The following is a 13,005-nucleotide window of genomic DNA, read 5'->3' on the forward strand; positions in this document are numbered from 1 at the left end:
AATTATGAACACGCCCGACCTTTCCGCCATCAGCCGCCAAATCGGACAAAGCATTGCCCGCCGTCGCCAACAGGCAGGTTTAACGCAGGAACAAGTTGCCGAACAACTTGGCATCGGCTATGTGGCAGTGTCGCGCATGGAACGCGGTTTGGTAATGCCTACCGTTGCCCGTTTATACCAATTGGCTGAAATATTAGGTTGTTCCAGCGCAGATTTATTGGACGAAAACAGTCCGCTGGCAGACGACCAAGCCCGCCGCTTGTATCATTTATTCGCCCGTTTGCACGAAAGCGACCGTAAAATGTTAGGCGATATTTTGCAAACTTTAAGCGAGCGTTTGCGTGAACCGTAAAAAACCTGCTTGAAACACAATCAGTTTCAAGCAGATTTTTTATTTTTAATTAAAATAACCGATAGAAAATATGCACCAACTGCCAAACCGCCGCCGCCGACACCATCAGCCCCGCCGCCAAACGCACCGCACGTTTTTGTAAAAAACCGCGCAATTGCGCCGCAAAAATCCCCGCTGCCAATAAATTCGGCAGCGTGCCCAGCCCAAACGCCAGCAAATACGCCCCGCCCTGCACCGCCGAACCACTGCCTAAAGCATATAAAGCCGCGTTGTACACCAAACCGCAGGGCAGCCAGCCCCACAGCATCCCCACCGCCACACAACTTGTTGCCGAGCGAATCGGCAGTAAACGGTTTAACACAGGGTTGAGCCGCTGCCAAACGGGTTTGCCGATGTGTTCCACCAGCGCGGCGGCGCGGGACAAACCCGCCAAATACAGCCCCGTCAGCAGCAGCAACACATTGGCAAACAACAATAAAACCGTTTGTATGCTGCGGGTGTGGTCCAACAGCCCGCCCGCTTGCGATAATGCGCCCATCAATGCGCCAATCAGCACATAGCTGGCGATTCTGCCAAGATTTAACAGCACAATCAGGCGGATACGCCCCACATTGGGCGGCAGTTGCAGGGCAAATGCGCTGCTTAATCCGCCACACATGCCCACGCAGTGCGTTCCGCCCAAAAAGCCCAATATAAACAAAGTAATCAGGCTGGTTTCATGCACCATTAACGTTGTCCGTCAAGCCAGCGTTCGGCATCCAAAGCGGCTTGGCAACCCGATGCCGCGCTGGTAATGGCTTGGCGGTAGGTGTGGTCTTTGACATCGCCCGCCGCCCACACGCCTTCAATATTGGTTGCGCCCACATTGTCGCCGCTGCCGCCGCGTGTTTTCAGATAGCCTGTTTCGTCCATGTCCAGTTGTCCTTGAAAAATATCGGTATTTGGTTTGTGTCCGATGGCGACAAACAAACCTTGTACCGCCAATTCTTCGCTGCTGCCGTCTGCTAATTTCAGGCGCAAGGCGTTTACGCCCATGTCGTCGCCCAAAATTTCGGCAACTTCGGCATTGAGTTTCAACTCAATTTTGCCTTCTTCCACTCGGCGCATCAGCTTGTCCACCATGATTTTTTCGGCACGGAAGCTGTCGCGGCGGTGAATCAGGGTAACTTTGGCGGCGATATTGGCAAGATACAGGGCTTCTTCCACCGCTGTATTGCCCCCGCCCACTACAGCAACATTTTGGTTTTTGTAAAAAAATCCATCACAAGTGGCACACGCCGACACGCCGCGACCCGCAAACTGCTCTTCTCCCGCCAAACCCAAATATTTGGCAGATGCGCCCGTGGCAACAATCAGGGCATCGCAGGTGTATTCGCCCGCATCGCCCACCAGCGTAAACGGACGGTTTTGCAAATACACGCGCTGAATCTGGTCAAAAATCATTTCCGTACCAAAACGCTCGGCATGTGCCTGAAAACGTGCCATCAGTTCAGGACCTTGCACGCCTTCGGCATCGGCAGGCCAGTTATCCACTTCGGTGGTGGTCATCAGCTGTCCGCCTTGTGCCATGCCCGTAATCAGTGCGGGTTGCAAATTGGCACGGGCAGCGTACACGGCAGCGGTGTAGCCCGCAGGACCCGAACCGAGAATAATCAGTTTATGATGGCTCATTTTGTCGCCTTTCACAGCAAAAATTAAAGCGCGAGTATAACAAAAAACCGCCCGAAACCTATCGGGCGGCGCGATTGACTGAAGCAATCGGATTACAGCTGCTGCAAAGCAGCGATGCGGTTATCCAAGCTGGGGTGGGTGCTCCACATAGAATCTTTTTCGGCGCTGGAAATGCCCATGGCTTCCATTTCGGGGGGCAAGTCGCTGCCGTTACCGCGCAAACGCTCCAGAGCAGCAATCATTTTCGGTGCGCCCACCAATTTGGCTGCGCCCGCATCAGCACGGTATTCGCGCTGACGGCTGAACCACATGGTAATCAGGCTTGCCAAAAAGCCGAACAAAATCTGCAACACCATATTCACGGCAAAATACACCAAACCGCCGCCTTGTGCGCCTTCTTCGCCTTCATCATTTTGATTCAAAAAGCCCGATACAAACTGGGCAATCAGTTGCGCAAAGAACACCACAAAGGTATTGACCACGCCCTGAATCAGCGTCAGCGTCACCATATCGCCGTTGCCGACGTGCGCCATTTCGTGCGCCAGCACCGCTTCCACTTCATCGCGGGTCATGCCCGACAGCAAACCTGTGCTTACTGCCACCAACGAATTGTTTTTACTCGCGCCTGTGGCAAAAGCGTTCATTTCGGGCGAATCATAAATCGCCACTTCGGGGGTTTTCAAATTCCATTGACGCGCTTGGTTTTCCACCGTTTGCACCAGCCATGCTTCGGTTTCGTTGGCAGGCTGTTCAATTACTTGGGCATTAACGGATTTTTTGGCAATCCATTTTGACATCAGCAGCGAAATAATCGAGCCAGTAAAACCGATAACCGCCGCACCCGCCAGCATTCCGCCCAGCGATGTGCTTCTTCCCAATCCGAAAACACTGAAAATAATGGTAATAACCGCTAAAACGGCCAAGTTGGTCAGCAAAAATAAAGCAATGCGTTTCACTAAGTCTGTCCTTTTGGTGGTGTGTGTTGAAAAACGTCCGCCAACACAGACGGACACCCCGATTATCGCAAAAAAAACGGCGAATTCAAGTGTTGAAACCGTAAAAACTGTGCAAATTCCGTCTGCCACTTGTACAATCGCCGCTTTGTATGCTTTTGCGGAGCGGAAAAATGCTGCTGATGCGTAATTTGCTTTATTGGCTGATTTTGTCGGTAAGCGCGATTTTAATGTTTTTATGTGTGATACCCGCCATGCTGTTTCGGCAAGGTCCGAATAAGGTAGGACGGGCATGGGCGCGGCTGCTGCTGTGGTGTTTGAAAAACATTATCGGGCTGAAATATGAAGTACAAGGACAGGAACATATTCCGTCTGCGCCCGCCATCATTTGCGCCAAACACCAAAGCGGTTGGGAAACTTTAGCATTACAGGAAATTTTTCCGCTGCAAATTTATGTTGCCAAAAAAGAATTGTTTAAAATTCCGTTTTTCGGCTGGGGCTTAAAGTTGGCAAAAACCATTGGCATTGACCGCAAAGCGGGGGCAAAAGCCACCCAGCAACTGATGCAGCAGGGTTTGGCACGCAAAAACGAAGGCTTTTGGATTACCATTTTTCCCGAAGGCACACGGGTAAAAGCAGGCACGCGCGGCAAATACAAATTGGGCGCGGCGCGTATGGCAAAATTATTTGAAATGGATTTGGTGCCTGTGGCGCACAACAGCGGCGAATATTGGCCACGCAATTCGTTTCTAAAATACCCTGGAACGGTGCAAGTGGTGATTGGCGAACCCGTGCGCCACAGCAGCGGCGATGAAGTGGCATTGATGGCACGTTGCGAAGAATGGATTGAGGCGCAGCAGGAACAAATTAGCGGTGTGGGTCCCTGTTTTGACGCTTCCTTAAAAGCACCATAGGAAAAACTGGGCGGATTCACTATAATTCTATCCGTCTTTTCCCGTTTACCCGAAAGTCCTGATTATGGAAAAACTGAAAATTACCGGCAACGGCGCATTGTATGGCGATATTACCGTGTCGGGCGCAAAAAACGCTGCCCTGCCACTGATGTGCGCGGGCTTGCTGACCGCCGACACCCTGCGTCTGCACAATGTGCCAATGCTTGCCGATGTCAAAACCACCCACAAGCTGCTGGAAGGCATGGGCGCAACCGTTACCACAGACGGCATCAGCAGCTTTGATATCAACGGTGGCACCATCAACAATACCTGCGCCCCTTACGAATTGGTACGCACCATGCGTGCCTCTATTTTGGTATTGGGTCCTACTTTGGCGCGTTTTGGCGAAGCACAAGTGAGTTTACCGGGCGGTTGTGCGATTGGCGCACGCCCTGTTGAGCAGCATTTGAAGGGCTTGGAAGCCTTGGGCGCAACCATTACGCAGGAACACGGTTATGTTAAAGCCACAGGCAAGCTGAAAGGGGCGCGGGTGGTGATGGACATGGTTACTGTGGGCGGTACGGAAAACCTGTTGATGGCAGCGACTTTGGCGGAAGGCACAACCATTTTGGAAAACTGCGCGGTAGAGCCTGAAGTGGTTGACTTGGCGGAATGTTTGGTGAAAATGGGCGCAAAAATCCAAGGCATCGGCACGTCCACCATGACCATTGAAGGCGTGAGCGAGCTGCACGGCTGCGAACACAGCGTTGTTCCCGACCGTATTGAAGCGGGGACGTTTTTGTGCGCGGTGGCGATGACAGGCGGAAAAGTGACCCTACACCACGCCGCGCCGCACACCATGGAAGCCGTTTTGGACAAGCTGCGCGAAGCAGGTGCCAATCTGCACACCGAAGCCGACCGCATCACCATTGAAATGACGCGCCGTCCCAAAGCCGTTAATCTGCGTACCGTTCCGCACCCCGGCTTTCCCACCGATATGCAGGCGCAGTTTGTCGCGCTGAACGCCGTGGCAGCAGGCAGCAGCAAAGTGGTGGAAACCATTTTTGAAAACCGCTTTATGCACGTTCCCGAACTGAGCCGCATGGGCGCAGATATTTCCGCTGAAGGCAATACTGCCGTGATTAACGGCGTGGAAAAACTGTCGGGCGCAACCGTGATGGCAACCGATTTACGCGCTTCTGCCAGCCTGATTATCGCGGGCTTGGTGGCGGAAGGCGAAACCATTGTGGAACAAATTTACCATTTGGACCGCGGCTACGAACACATCGAGAAAAAACTCGGCGGCGTGGGCGCGAAAATTGAACGCATCAGCGAATAAGGTGATTGATTATGAGTTTGATTATTGAAGATTTAAGCCTTGGCGACGGCGCGGAAGCCGTAAAAGGCAAAGACATTACCGTGCATTACACGGGCTGGCTGACAGACGGCACAAAATTTGATTCCAGTCTTGACCGCCGCCAACCGCTCACCATTACTTTGGGCGTGGGACAAGTGATTAAGGGCTGGGACGAAGGCTTTGCGGGCATGAAAGTGGGCGGTAAACGCAAGCTGACCATTCCCCCCGAAATGGGCTACGGCGCACGCGGCGCAGGTGGGGTGATTCCTCCCAATGCCACTTTGGTGTTTGAAGTGGAACTGTTAAAAGTAGCCGACTAAACTCAAAACAACGTGTTTTCCAAGCAGAAAACACGTTGTTTTTTTATATTTTATTCACAACCCAAATTACGTGCCACCGCATCAAAGCTGCGGTTGAGTGCCAAACACGATTCTTCATCGGGCTGTTCGTGCGCCAATTCTTCTTGTGCTTCACGGCTCATGTCCACCAGTGCATCGCCGTTATCGGTACGTGAAAAACACTGTTCAGCACGGCGGAAATAACGCTCGCAAGCCGGTGCTAAAGCGGGCAACATCAGGGCATCGCTGCTGCGCGGCACGGAAGCCTGCGCCGCTACCGCCGCCGATGCCGCCAAAATATCCGATGCGCTCAACTGCTCCATCGCCTGACGGCTGCTGGACAAAATATCCTGTTCCTGCGGACTGTTGAGAATTTGTGTGGCAATCGGCGACGACGCCGCTGCTGAAGCAAAATCCGTGTCTGCCAACGTGGTTTTCACCACTGAAGCGGCTTGTTGTTGCCCGTCTGTTTCCGCAGAGCAGCCCGCCAACAAACCCACCGCCAGCGGAAAAACCAGTTTTATCTGTTTCATATTATACATTCCCTTTGCAAACAAAGGGTTTAGTTGCCAAACAAATTCCGTACCGCCGCCTTGACATCAGGCTGGCGCATCAGGGTTTCGCCCACCAAAAAGGTTTGCACACCGTAACTTTGCATCATCGCCACATCATCGGGCGTGGCAATACCGCTTTCCGTCACCACCACTTGCCCCTGCAAATAGGGCAGCAGCTTAATGGTTTGCTGCAAATCCACTTCAAAAGTACGCAAATTGCGGTTATTCACCCCACGCAAGGGCGTGTTCAGCACCGCGCAACGCTCGGCTTCGGCTTCATCGTGCAATTCCAACAGCACCGCCATGCCCAAATCGTGCGCCTGCTGTTCCAAACGGCGCAGCGTGGGCGTGTCTAAAGCAGCAGCAATCAGCAACACGGCATCCGCGCCCCATGCCCGCGCCTGAAAAAGCTGATATTCGTCAATGATAAAATCTTTGCGCAGCACTGGTAAGGCAACCGCTGCCCGCGCCTGCTGCAAATATTCGGGCGCACCTTGAAAATACGGCGTATCGGTCAGTACCGACAAACAGGTTGCGCCGCCAGCTTCATAATCGCGGGCGTGCTGTTCAGGATTAAAGTTTTCCCGAATCAATCCTTTAGATGGGCTGGCTTTTTTGATTTCGGCAATCAGCGCGGCATTGCCTACTGCGTGTTTGGCGCGTAAAGCACCGATAAAATCGCGTGGCGGCGGCGCGGTTTCGGCTTGGCGGCGCAGCACATCGGGGGCAATCAGGGTTTTGGCAGCCGCCACTTCTGCGGCTTTGGTGGCAAGAATTTTTTGTAAAATATCAGACATAGGGTTTCAGCAAGCCGTTTAAAAAGAAAGCTGCCTGAAAGATTGCTTCAGGCAGCCTGTACACCAAGCGCTGCTTAGTCGCCTTGACGGCGCAACATGGCGGGAATTTCAAAGTCGTCCAATACCGATTGGCTGGAAAAATCGGCAGCCACCAGATTGACGCTGCGGGTATTGCGCCCCGAACGAATCACGCCTTCCATACCGGGCAGCATATCGGCAACATTATTGCCCGCCACCGAACCACGCTCGCGGTTGCTGCCACCGCCATTACCGCGCAAACCGCCGCCGCCGCGATGGGTCAAAACATCGCTGCTGCGCTCGGAATTTTCGCGCAAACCTGTGGCAATAATGGTCACACGAATGGCATCTTCGGGCATATTCATGTCTTCCGCCGTACCGAATTTGAGTTCGGCATCGGGCGAGGCATATTCGCCCACCACTGACATAATTTCTTGATATTCGTCCAAAATCAGACAGTCGGGCGCGGTGGTAATGTTTACCAGCACCCCCTTTGCACCGCTTAGGCTGATGTCGTCCAACAAAGGGCTGGAAATCGCCTGCTCTACCGCAATGCGGGCGCGGTCCGAGCCTTTGGATTCGCCGATACCCATCATTGCCATGCCGATGATGCTCATCATGTTTTTCACATCGGCAAAGTCCAAATTGATAAAGCCAGGACAGGTTACGATTTCGGAAATACCCGCCACGCCGTTACGCAGCACATTGTTGGCGGCGCGGAAGGCTTCGCGCACGGTTGTGCCTTTACCCAATGCTGCCAACAACTTATCATTCGGCACGACAATCAGCGAATCCACATGGTTTTTCAGCTGCTCAATGCCTTGTTGCGCCACCACGCCGCGTTTGCCTTCGTGTTTAAACGGACGGGTAACCACGGCAACAGTCAAAATGCCCAATTCTTTGGCGATTTCGGCAATCACGGGGGCTGCGCCCGTACCCGTTCCGCCGCCCATACCAGTGGTAATAAACAGCATATCCGCGCCGCTGATGGCTTTTACAATCGCTTCGCGGTCTTCCATCGCCGCCGCACGACCCACTTCGGGATTCGCGCCCGCACCCAAACCGCGTGTCAGGCTGGCACCCAATTGGATTTTGTTCGGCGCCATATTGTCCATTAAAGACTGCGCGTCGGTGTTGGCACTGATGTATTCTACACCCTGAATCGGGTTTTCAATCATATTGTTAATTGCATTACAGCCACCGCCGCCCACGCCGATTACTTTGATGACTGCCGGGCCGGTGGGGGCTTCGACAAAGTTATAAATCGGTTTTTCCATTTCAGTAAAAACTCCTCATACCCTCGGCGGGGCATGTCAAGACAAATTTAAAAATATTGGTTAATTATAAAGAAATCTCATCGCGTTGGCAAAAAGACTTCTTTACAACCCTCACACGCAGCGGCGTTTACAACACTTGTGCGCCGCTTTTACAAGGTGCGGTTAATCCATTCTTTGATGCGGGCAAACAGGCTGGGCTGCGGCGGCTGCTCGTAACGGTTTTGCTGGTAACGGACGGTTTCGGGCGGCTCGGGGTCAAACAACGGGTCGGACGCAACAGGCTTGGGCGCGGGAATGGGCTTGCGGGTAGAAACCACGGAACGTCCGCGCGGATTGCGCTCGTGCTGTTCTTTGGCGGCCTGCAGCAAACCGATTACGGTGGAATAACGCGGGTTGCGGACACGCTCGGACAAACCAGGCATTTCGGGGGGTACGCCGATACGCACAGGCAGATTGAACACGTCTTCTGCCAATTCCACCATACCGCGCAACAGCGATGCACCGCCGGTTAATACGATGCCCGAAGTCAAAACTTCTTCGGGGAAACCGGAACGGCGCAACTCGTTCAGCGTCAGTTCCAAAATTTCTTCCACACGCGGCTGAATCACACTTGCCAATACGCGGCGCGAAATCTGGCGCGAACGGCGGTCGCCCACGCTGGGCACTTCCACCATATCGTCCAAACCTTCAATATTTGCCAACGCCACACCATAATGCACTTTAATGTATTCGGCAGAGCTGGACGGGGTACGCAGCGCGTGTGCCAAATCGCGGGTAATCAAATCGCCCGCCACGGGAATCACCGCGGTATGACGAATTGCACCATTAGTGTAAACGGCAATATCGGTGGTTCCGCCGCCAATGTCCACCACGCACACGCCCAATTCTTTTTCGTCTTCGGTCAGTACCGCATCGGCACTTGCCAAGGGCTGAAGCATGATGTCGTCCACCACCAAACCGCAACGCTGCACGCATTTCTGAATGTTTTGCATGGCGGTAACCGCACCTGTAATAATGTGCACGCGGGTATCCAAACGGATGCCGCTCATGCCGATGGGTTCGCGCACACCGGGCTGGTTGTCGATAATGTATTCCTGCACCACGGTGTGCAGGACTTGGTGGTCGGGGGGGATATTGACGGCTTTAGAGGTTTCTTTGGCGCGGTCGATGTCGGCTTGGGTCACTTCGCCGTCTTTAATCCGCACCACGCCTTGCGAATTGAGGCTGCGGATGTGGTTGCCGGCAATACCGGTAATCAGACCGGTTACTTTACAATCGGCCATGTGTTCGGCTTCCGACATTGCCTGTTTGATGGCCTGCGACGTGGCGTCGATATTGGTAACCATGCCCGCTTTTAATCCGCGCGAAGGGGCTTGTCCGATGCCGACAATATGGATTTCATCATCGATAAGCTCGCCGATTAGGGCGATGACTTTTGATGTGCCGATATCCAACGCACTGATATATTGTTTGTTTTCAGCCATTTTTATTCATCTCGGTTAATTGGGTAAATCATCTGAATTCGGGGCGGACGCTGCTTCTTCTTCCCCGACCCTGTCGGCAGCCAAAGCCATTTCCAGCGCTTCGGTGGCACTATTTGCGGCACGCGCACGGTTGCGGGTGGCAAACCCGTCCGGATAGCGCATATCCACATAATCCAACTGCAGGGCTTTTTCACGCAGGGAATGCTGCCACGCATTCACAAAGCGGTTCATGCGTGTATTCACTTCCTGCTTGCCCAAACGCAGCTCGATGCCGTTGTTGAGCATCATCGACCACGATGAGCGCGGGGTATATTGTAAACGCAGAATCTGCAAACGCAAAGGCTTTAACTCATTTGAAAAACTTCTGTATTGGGTAACCATTTGCGGCTGGTCTTCGGCTGCGCCGTCAAATTCGGGCAGCGGCGCGTCAAAATCCGCCTGAAAAATCTGCCCGTCGGCGTCCACCAAACCCGCCGTATGCCCTTGGCGCACCCAACGCGCTACGGGTTCGTGTTCTTTCACGGTCAGGGTAATGGTATTGTAAGATGTGCGCTCGATTTTGACATCGCTTACCCAAGTAAAACGCCGTGCTGTTTCTTGCGCCGCGTCCAAATCCACATAAAAAGAACTGCCGCTCAAATAGGGTTTGACGGTGTCAAACAGTTTTTGTTTGTCCACATAGCGCAGCGGCTCGCCCGCATGCACGTTGACCACATCAACAGTGGCAATATGAAAATAACTGTGGTAGCTCGCCCAGCGCAAGCCCGCGCCCAATAAAAACACGATAACCACACCGTATAATGCCCTGACAGCCCAGCTGTTCGCAGAACGTTTAGGATTTTTCATAAGCGGTTTCTAAAATTTTAACACATAAATCGGCAAAACCGATGCCCGACTGCGCGGCGGCTTTGGGAATCAGGCTGTGGTCGGTCATGCCGGGCAGGGTATTGGCTTCCAAAACGTATAATTCGCCGTTTTCTCCGCGCAAAAAATCCACACGCCCGCAATTGTTCGCCCCACCGATAGCGGCAAAGGCGCGTACCGCCAAATCGCGCATTTCGGTTTCGCGTTCGGGCGGCAAATCGGACGGGCATTGGTAAACGGTATCGTTACGCAGGTATTTGGCTTCGTAATCGTAAAATTCGGTTTGCGGAATAATCCGTACGGTGGGCATGGGCTCGCCATTTAATACGCCGCAGGTGTATTCGCCACCCGAAACAAACTGCTCTGCCAAAATCTCGCCGTGCAGTTTTTGCCCGCGCAACTGATGGTAAACCTGCGCCAACTCGCCTGCCTGTTTCACTTTATGCACGCCCACGCTGCTGCCTTCGGCGGCGGGTTTGACAAACAAAGGCAAACCCAATTGCGCTTCTACAGCAGTAAAATCGCTGTTGTCGTGCAACACGGCAAACGGCGGCACGGGCAAGCCCAAAGCCTGCCAAATCAGTTTGCAACGGTATTTGTCCATGCCCAAGGCAGACGCCAACACGCCGCAGCCCGTGTAGGGCATACCCAATGCCTCTAACGCGCCCTGCACCGTGCCGTCTTCGCCGTAAGTGCCGTGCAACACATTAAACGCCACAGTAAAACCTTGATTTTTCAGTTCGCTTAAATCGGTGGCAGCAGGGTCAAACAGGTGCGCGTCAATGCCTTTACTTTTTAAGGCTGCCAGCACCGCCGCGCCGCTGGACAGCGACACTTCGCGTTCGGCGGAAAAACCGCCCGCCAATACGGCTGTCTTGCCGAAATTCTGCATGATTTTATCCTAACTATTTCATCACAATATGCGTGTTTGCTTAAGCAGCGTTTTTTTGCCAATCTGCCAATGCCTGCGCGGTGCGGTTGATGCTGCCAGCGCCCATGGTCAGCACCACATCGCCGTCTTGTAATACGCCCAACAGTGTTTGAGGCAGTGCGTTCACATCTTCACAATAAATCGGCTCAATCTTGCCCGACACACGCAAGGCGCGTGCCAAAGCGCGGCTGTCGGCAGCAACAATCGGTTCTTCGCCCGCCGCATACACTTCGGTCAGCACCACGCTGTCTGCCAATGCCAATACTTGCACAAAATCTTCAAACAAATCACGGGTGCGCGTGTAGCGGTGAGGTTGGAACGCCAACACCAAGCGGTTATCGGGATACGCGCCACGCGCTGCCGCCAAAGTGGCTGCCATTTCTACAGGATGATGTCCGTAATCGTCAATAATCAATGCCTTGCCCTTTTTTTCGGGCAGATTGATTTCGCCATAGCTTTGGAAACGCCGTCCCACACCGCCAAATTGTGCCAAACCCTGCTGTACTGCCGCCACGCTCGCGCCGCATTCCAATGCCACACCAATACTTGCCAAGGCATTCAATACATTATGTCGCCCCGGTAGGTTCAAACGCACGGGAAATTCGTGTACGCCATGTTTGTGGCGGGCGCGTACGTCAAACGTCATTTGTGCGCCGTCTGCCTGCACACGGGTGGCGCAAATATCGGCGCTGTCGTCATCAATATTATAGGTGGCAAACGGTTTTTTGATTTTCGGCACAATGGCGCGGACGTGTTCGCTGTCGGTACACAAAAAGGCTTTGCCGTAAAAGGGCATGCGGTGGACAAAATCCACAAACGCCTGATGCAGTTTGTCGATGCTGTGGTCGTAGGTGTCCATGTGGTCGGTATCAATATTGGTAATCACCGACATCACGGGCGACAAATATAAAAACGAGGCATCGCTTTCATCGGCTTCTGCCACCAAATATTGCCCTTTGCCTAATTTAGCATTGGTGCCTGCGGCGGTGAGTTTGCCGCCAATCACAAAAGTGGGGTCTAAACCTGCTGCGCCCAAAATAGATGCAGTCAAACTGGTGGTGGTGGTTTTGCCGTGCGTACCCGCAATGGCGATACCGTCGCGAAAACGCATCAGTTCTGCCAACATCATGGCACGCGGAATCACGGGAATATGCTGTGCCAATGCTGCTTCTACTTCGGGATTATCGGGTTTGACGGCGGTGGAAGTAACGACAACATCGGCGCCATTAACGTGTTCGGCGGTGTGTCCGGGAAAAACGCGCACGCCCAAGCCGTCTAAATGGCGTGTTACTGCGCTTTGGGCTTGGTCGGAACCGGAAACCTGAAAACCGAGGTTGTGCAGCACTTCGGCAATGCCGCACATACCCGAGCCGCCAATGCCGACAAAATGAATATTGTTTACTCTGTTTTTCATGGTTTTAACGTTCCCTAATATTTGGCTAGGAAGTGCAGTCGGGCTGCCGTTGCCAAAAAGCGGATATTTTAAAGGGCTTAAGCCGCTTGCGCCATGCTTTTT

At 53.2% G+C, this 13,005-nt stretch carries 15 protein-coding genes; 5 read left to right on the forward strand and 10 right to left on the reverse strand.

The features are described 5' to 3' along the window. Positions 1-4: 4 nt before the first annotated feature. Positions 5-352, forward strand: coding sequence for a helix-turn-helix domain-containing protein (locus tag H3L98_RS09660; RefSeq protein WP_027021846.1), 348 nt, complete (start codon positions 5-7; stop codon positions 350-352). Positions 353-401: 49 nt separating this feature from the next. Here H3L98_RS09660 and H3L98_RS09665 read toward each other — a convergent pair whose 3' ends face one another. The 3 genes from H3L98_RS09665 to htpX all read right to left on the reverse strand — a co-directional run bounded on the left by H3L98_RS09665 (position 402) and on the right by htpX (position 2,979). Further along, the gene (locus tag H3L98_RS09665) at positions 402-1,079 is read right to left on the reverse strand and encodes a sulfite exporter TauE/SafE family protein (RefSeq protein WP_027021847.1); all 678 of its coding nucleotides are present in this window, start codon (positions 1,077-1,079) and stop codon (positions 402-404) included. Then, on the reverse strand, positions 1,079-2,023 hold the full coding sequence (gene trxB, locus H3L98_RS09670; protein WP_027021848.1) for a thioredoxin-disulfide reductase: 945 nt from the start codon (positions 2,021-2,023) through the stop codon (positions 1,079-1,081). Before trxB ends, H3L98_RS09665 begins: the two co-directional genes overlap by 1 nt. A 92-nt stretch (positions 2,024-2,115) precedes the next feature. Continuing rightward, positions 2,116-2,979 (reverse strand): protease HtpX, encoded by an 864-nt coding sequence (htpX, locus tag H3L98_RS09675; protein ID WP_027021849.1) that lies wholly within the window; start codon positions 2,977-2,979, stop codon positions 2,116-2,118. Here htpX and H3L98_RS09680 point away from each other — a divergent pair. The 4 genes from H3L98_RS09680 (at position 2,921) to H3L98_RS09695 (ending at position 5,546) form a co-directional block, all read left to right on the forward strand. Next, the gene (locus H3L98_RS09680; protein ID WP_182078464.1) at positions 2,921-3,166 is read left to right on the forward strand and encodes a hypothetical protein; all 246 of its coding nucleotides are present in this window, start codon (positions 2,921-2,923) and stop codon (positions 3,164-3,166) included. The two genes, htpX and H3L98_RS09680, sit on opposite strands and share 59 nt — an antisense overlap. Then, a complete protein-coding gene (locus H3L98_RS09685; RefSeq protein ID WP_027021850.1) occupies positions 3,150-3,890 on the forward strand; it encodes a lysophospholipid acyltransferase family protein in 741 nt (246 codons plus the stop codon). The genes H3L98_RS09680 and H3L98_RS09685 overlap by 17 nt, the downstream gene beginning before the upstream one ends. A gap of 64 nt (positions 3,891-3,954) precedes the next feature. Then, a complete protein-coding gene (gene murA / locus H3L98_RS09690) occupies positions 3,955-5,208 on the forward strand; it encodes a UDP-N-acetylglucosamine 1-carboxyvinyltransferase (RefSeq protein ID WP_027021851.1) in 1,254 nt (417 codons plus the stop codon). Between the two features lie 8 nt (positions 5,209-5,216). After that, the gene (locus H3L98_RS09695; RefSeq protein WP_027021852.1) at positions 5,217-5,546 is read left to right on the forward strand and encodes an FKBP-type peptidyl-prolyl cis-trans isomerase; all 330 of its coding nucleotides are present in this window, start codon (positions 5,217-5,219) and stop codon (positions 5,544-5,546) included. A gap of 50 nt (positions 5,547-5,596) precedes the next feature. Here H3L98_RS09695 and H3L98_RS09700 read toward each other — a convergent pair whose 3' ends face one another. From H3L98_RS09700 to murC, 7 genes are all read right to left on the reverse strand, one after another. After that, positions 5,597-6,097, reverse strand: coding sequence for a hypothetical protein (locus H3L98_RS09700; protein WP_051532030.1), 501 nt, complete (start codon positions 6,095-6,097; stop codon positions 5,597-5,599). A 29-nt stretch (positions 6,098-6,126) separates the two neighbouring features. Continuing rightward, positions 6,127-6,915 (reverse strand): indole-3-glycerol phosphate synthase TrpC, encoded by a 789-nt coding sequence (trpC, locus tag H3L98_RS09705; protein ID WP_027021853.1) that lies wholly within the window; start codon positions 6,913-6,915, stop codon positions 6,127-6,129. 74 nt (positions 6,916-6,989) lie between these two features. Further along, a complete protein-coding gene (gene ftsZ, locus H3L98_RS09710; RefSeq protein ID WP_027021854.1) occupies positions 6,990-8,210 on the reverse strand; it encodes a cell division protein FtsZ in 1,221 nt (406 codons plus the stop codon). A gap of 149 nt (positions 8,211-8,359) precedes the next feature. Further along, the gene (gene ftsA / locus H3L98_RS09715; RefSeq protein ID WP_034333154.1) at positions 8,360-9,694 is read right to left on the reverse strand and encodes a cell division protein FtsA; all 1,335 of its coding nucleotides are present in this window, start codon (positions 9,692-9,694) and stop codon (positions 8,360-8,362) included. 15 nt (positions 9,695-9,709) lie between these two features. Next, entirely contained in the window at positions 9,710-10,540 is an 831-nt protein-coding gene (locus H3L98_RS09720) for a cell division protein FtsQ/DivIB (RefSeq protein WP_051532031.1), read from the reverse strand. Beyond that, a complete protein-coding gene (locus H3L98_RS09725; protein ID WP_027021855.1) occupies positions 10,527-11,450 on the reverse strand; it encodes a D-alanine--D-alanine ligase in 924 nt (307 codons plus the stop codon). The genes H3L98_RS09720 and H3L98_RS09725 overlap by 14 nt, the downstream gene beginning before the upstream one ends. A gap of 40 nt (positions 11,451-11,490) precedes the next feature. Then, positions 11,491-12,903: a UDP-N-acetylmuramate--L-alanine ligase gene (gene murC / locus H3L98_RS09730; protein WP_027021856.1), complete on the reverse strand. Its 1,413-nt coding sequence runs from the start codon at positions 12,901-12,903 to the stop codon at positions 11,491-11,493. Between the last annotated feature and the right edge of the window lie 102 nt (positions 12,904-13,005).

The sequence above is a fragment of the Conchiformibius steedae genome, from assembly GCF_014054725.1.
Taxonomy (GTDB): Bacteria; Pseudomonadota; Gammaproteobacteria; order Burkholderiales; family Neisseriaceae; genus Conchiformibius; species Conchiformibius steedae.

Bases quoted from the DNA above. Each gene is read 5' to 3' on its own strand.
- H3L98_RS09660 (WP_027021846.1), top strand. From the start codon at position 5: ATGAACACGCCCGACCTTTCCGCCATCAGCCGCCAAATCGGACAAAGC.
- H3L98_RS09665 (WP_027021847.1), bottom strand. From the start codon at position 1,079: ATGGTGCATGAAACCAGCCTGATTACTTTGTTTATATTGGGCTTTTTG.
- trxB (WP_027021848.1), bottom strand. From the start codon at position 2,023: ATGAGCCATCATAAACTGATTATTCTCGGTTCGGGTCCTGCGGGCTAC.
- H3L98_RS09680 (WP_182078464.1), top strand. From the start codon at position 2,921: ATGGTAATAACCGCTAAAACGGCCAAGTTGGTCAGCAAAAATAAAGCA.
- H3L98_RS09685 (WP_027021850.1), top strand. From the start codon at position 3,150: ATGCTGCTGATGCGTAATTTGCTTTATTGGCTGATTTTGTCGGTAAGC.
- murA (WP_027021851.1), top strand. From the start codon at position 3,955: ATGGAAAAACTGAAAATTACCGGCAACGGCGCATTGTATGGCGATATT.
- H3L98_RS09700 (WP_051532030.1), bottom strand. From the start codon at position 6,097: ATGAAACAGATAAAACTGGTTTTTCCGCTGGCGGTGGGTTTGTTGGCG.
- trpC (WP_027021853.1), bottom strand. From the start codon at position 6,915: ATGTCTGATATTTTACAAAAAATTCTTGCCACCAAAGCCGCAGAAGTG.
- ftsZ (WP_027021854.1), bottom strand. From the start codon at position 8,210: ATGGAAAAACCGATTTATAACTTTGTCGAAGCCCCCACCGGCCCGGCA.
- ftsA (WP_034333154.1), bottom strand. From the start codon at position 9,694: ATGGCTGAAAACAAACAATATATCAGTGCGTTGGATATCGGCACATCA.
- H3L98_RS09720 (WP_051532031.1), bottom strand. From the start codon at position 10,540: ATGAAAAATCCTAAACGTTCTGCGAACAGCTGGGCTGTCAGGGCATTA.
- H3L98_RS09725 (WP_027021855.1), bottom strand. From the start codon at position 11,450: ATGCAGAATTTCGGCAAGACAGCCGTATTGGCGGGCGGTTTTTCCGCC.
- murC (WP_027021856.1), bottom strand. From the start codon at position 12,903: ATGAAAAACAGAGTAAACAATATTCATTTTGTCGGCATTGGCGGCTCG.